The organism is Actinomadura logoneensis, from assembly GCF_003428695.1.
Taxonomy (GTDB): Bacteria; Actinomycetota; Actinomycetes; order Streptosporangiales; family Streptosporangiaceae; genus Spirillospora; species Spirillospora logoneensis.
In genome coordinates this window covers 1-2864 of record NZ_QURH01000686.1, presented here as the reverse complement: position 1 = coordinate 2864, position 2864 = coordinate 1, and the positions used below count along the sequence as shown (strand labels likewise).

Sequence of the window (2864 nt, the reverse complement as noted above, 5' to 3'; positions counted from 1 at the left end):
CCGGTCAGTAGTAGTCCAGGGCGAAGGGCTGCGCGGCGAACACCGCGTCCAGCGCCTCGGCGCGGACGTCGCCGCCGCGCAGCAGGCCCGCGCGGCGCAGCGTGCTCGCCGGGATCCCGGCGTACAGCGCCGCGAGGCCCCGCGGGCCCAGCTGGACGGCCGTGGCGTCCTCCGACGCCTGCTCCAGGCGGCCCTCGCCGTCCTTGACGGTCAGCATCCAGTGGCCGGTGTTGGCGGGCAGGAGTTCGTCGGTGATGCGCAGCGGGACCTCGGCGGCCACGCCGGGCCGGTAGCCGCGCAGCGCGACCGCGCGCGGCGCGTCCAGCACCCGCAGCATCCACTGGGTGCGGTCGATCATGTCGTGCTCGCGCTCGCCGACCAGCCACAGGACGGGGTCGTGCGGCGCGAGGTTCGCCGTCACCGACTCGGCCGTGGACGCGCCGGACCCGACGATCGCCCACAGCGCCCGCGCCGTCCGCTCGGAGCCCGCCACGACCTTGTCGATCACCAGGGAGGCGTTGTCCGCGCTCCACCGGTAGGCCAGGAACCCGTCGTCGGCCAGGTAGGAGAACAGGCCGCTGGAGGCGAGCCGGATCCGCCACAGGCCGGCGCCGGTGTCGACCGGGCCGCTGTCGCGGGCGCCCTCGTGGACGCGCGCGATGGTCGCCGCGACCTCCTCGGCGTCCTGCGGGCCGACCCGCCGCACCGGGACGCGCTCGGCCCGGATGCCGCGCAGCGCCTCGGTCCTCAGCGTGACCCGGTGCAGGCCGCCCGCGTGCTCCCAGCCGAGCCCTCGGTAGAGGGTGGTGGTGGCCGGGTGCAGGGCGGAGAGCACGTCGCCCAGCTCCACGGCCCGGCGCAGGGTGGCCGTCACGACCGCGCGGCCCGCGCCGCGTCCCCGGTCCTCGGGGGCGACGGTGACGCCCGCCAGCCCGCCCATCGGGACGGCCCGGCCCTCCCACCACTGCCGGAAGGCCAGCACGCGGGCGGTGGAGACCAGCCGTCCGCCGTCGAAGCCGCCGAGCTGCCGGCCGGCGGTCATCACGTCGGCCGAGCCCTCCCGCCAGGAGCGGACGTCGGCCTCCGACACGGGTCCGAAGGACCGCACGCGGTTGTCCAGGGCGGCGTCGAGGTCGGCGGGGGTCAGTTCACGGATCTCCATGATCCCCACCCTAGGCCGACGAAACGACGGACGCCGCCTCCCGATGACGGGAAGCGGCGTCCGCACGATCAGGCGTCGAGACGAGCCGTCACCTCGTCGGTGACGTCGTTCCGATCCTCACTCCGCGCGAGTGGACCACGGAGCCAGGGACTACTCGATCGCCTCGAGCACGGCGTCCGAGACGTCGAAGTTCGCGTAGACCTCCTGGACGTCGTCGGAGTCCTCCAGCGCGTCGAGGAGGCGGAACACCTTCCTGGCGTTCTCCTCGTCGAGCGGGACCGACATCGTCGGCAGGAACTTGCTCTCGGCCGACTCGTAGTCGATCCCGGCGTCCTGCAGGGCCTTGCGGACCTGGAGCAGGTCGCCCGCCTCGGAGACCACCTCGAACTGGTCGCCGAGGTCGTTGACGTCCTCCGCGCCCGCCTCCAGGGCCGCCATCATGACGTCGTCCTCGGAGGTGCCCTCCTTGGGGACGATGATGACGCCCTTGCGGTTGAACATGTACGAGACCGAGCCCGGGTCGGCGAGCGAGCCGCCGTTGCGGGTGAGCGCGACGCGGACCTCGGAGGCGGCGCGGTTGCGGTTGTCGGTGAGGCACTCGATGAGCACCGCGACGCCGCCGGGCGCGTAGCCCTCGTACATGATGGTCTGCCAGTCGGCGCCGCCCGCCTCCTCACCGGCGCCGCGCTTGCGCGCGCGCTCGATGTTGTCGTTCGGGACCGAGCTCTTCTTCGCCTTGTAGATGGCGTCGTACAGCGTCGGGTTGGCCTCGGGGTCGCCGCCGCCGGTGCGGGCCGCGACCTCGATGTTCTTGATCAGCTTGGCGAAGAGCTTGCCGCGCTTGGCGTCGAGGGCGGCCTTCTTGTGCTTGGTCGTCGCCCACTTGGAGTGGCCGGACATGCTTAATCCTCCTCCATCGCCCGGCGCACCAGATCGGCGAAGTAGTGGTGCACGCGGTGGTCGCCCGTCAGTTCAGGGTGGAACGAGGTCGCCATGAGGCGGCCCTGGCGGACGGCGACGATCCTACCGACGTTCGGGCCGCTCTCGGCACGCCCCAGCACCTCGACCGCCTCTCCGACGCCCTCCACCCAGGGGGCGCGGATGAACACGGCGTGGAACGGCGTGTCCCCCATGCCGGTCAGCGGGACCGGCGCCTCGAACGAGTCGACCTGGCGGCCGAAGGCGTTGCGGCGCACGGTCATGTCGATGCCGCCGACCGTCTCCTGGCCGGCCACGCCGCCCTCGATCCGGTCCGCCAGCATGATCATCCCGGCGCAGGAGCCGTAGGCGGGCATCCCGGCCTCGATCCGCTTGCGGAGCGGTTCGAGCAGGTCGAACGCCCGGGCGAGCCGCCACATGGTGGTCGACTCGCCGCCGGGCACCACCAGGCCGTCCACTCGCTCCAGTTCCTCGGGGCGGCGGACGGTCACGGTCCGCGCCCCGGCGCCCTCCAGCGCCCGAGCGTGCTCGAGCACGTCGCCCTGCAGGGCGAGCACGCCGATGGTCGGCACAGCAGTCACCAAGGGGTCCTTCCGGGGAGTTCGGGGTCGTTCACAAGCCTAAACGTTCATTACAACGCCCCCGGACCCGTGCCTGCTTCCCGCCGGACGGGCGGGACGGCCCGGCCTGGCGGGGCCGGGGGCCGCGAGTGCGGCGGGAGCGGCGGGAGCGGCGGGGGCGGCGGCGGTCGAGCCGCCGGGGG

3 protein-coding genes are annotated in these 2864 nt (G+C 73.5%); all 3 read right to left on the bottom strand.

Annotation, left to right across the window (positions count from 1 at the left end):
• Positions 1-4: 4 nt before the first annotated feature.
• Complete coding sequence (locus tag DZF91_RS25675; RefSeq protein ID WP_117359779.1) at positions 5-1162, bottom strand: GNAT family N-acetyltransferase; 1158 nt, start codon at positions 1160-1162, stop codon at positions 5-7.
• A gap of 150 nt (positions 1163-1312) precedes the next feature.
• Positions 1313-2062 carry a YebC/PmpR family DNA-binding transcriptional regulator gene (locus tag DZF91_RS25670; RefSeq protein ID WP_117359778.1) on the bottom strand — a complete coding sequence of 250 codons (750 nt, stop codon included), beginning with the start codon at positions 2060-2062 and terminating at the stop codon, positions 1313-1315.
• 2 nt (positions 2063-2064) lie between these two features.
• Entirely contained in the window at positions 2065-2682 is a 618-nt protein-coding gene (pdxT, locus tag DZF91_RS25665) for a pyridoxal 5'-phosphate synthase glutaminase subunit PdxT (protein ID WP_117359777.1), read from the bottom strand.
• Between the last annotated feature and the right edge of the window lie 182 nt (positions 2683-2864).

Excerpts from the sequence above, each read along its gene's own strand:
- DZF91_RS25675 (WP_117359779.1), bottom strand. The coding sequence starts at position 1,162 with ATGGAGATCCGTGAACTGACCCCCGCCGACCTCGACGCCGCCCTGGAC.
- DZF91_RS25670 (WP_117359778.1), bottom strand. The coding sequence starts at position 2,062 with ATGTCCGGCCACTCCAAGTGGGCGACGACCAAGCACAAGAAGGCCGCC.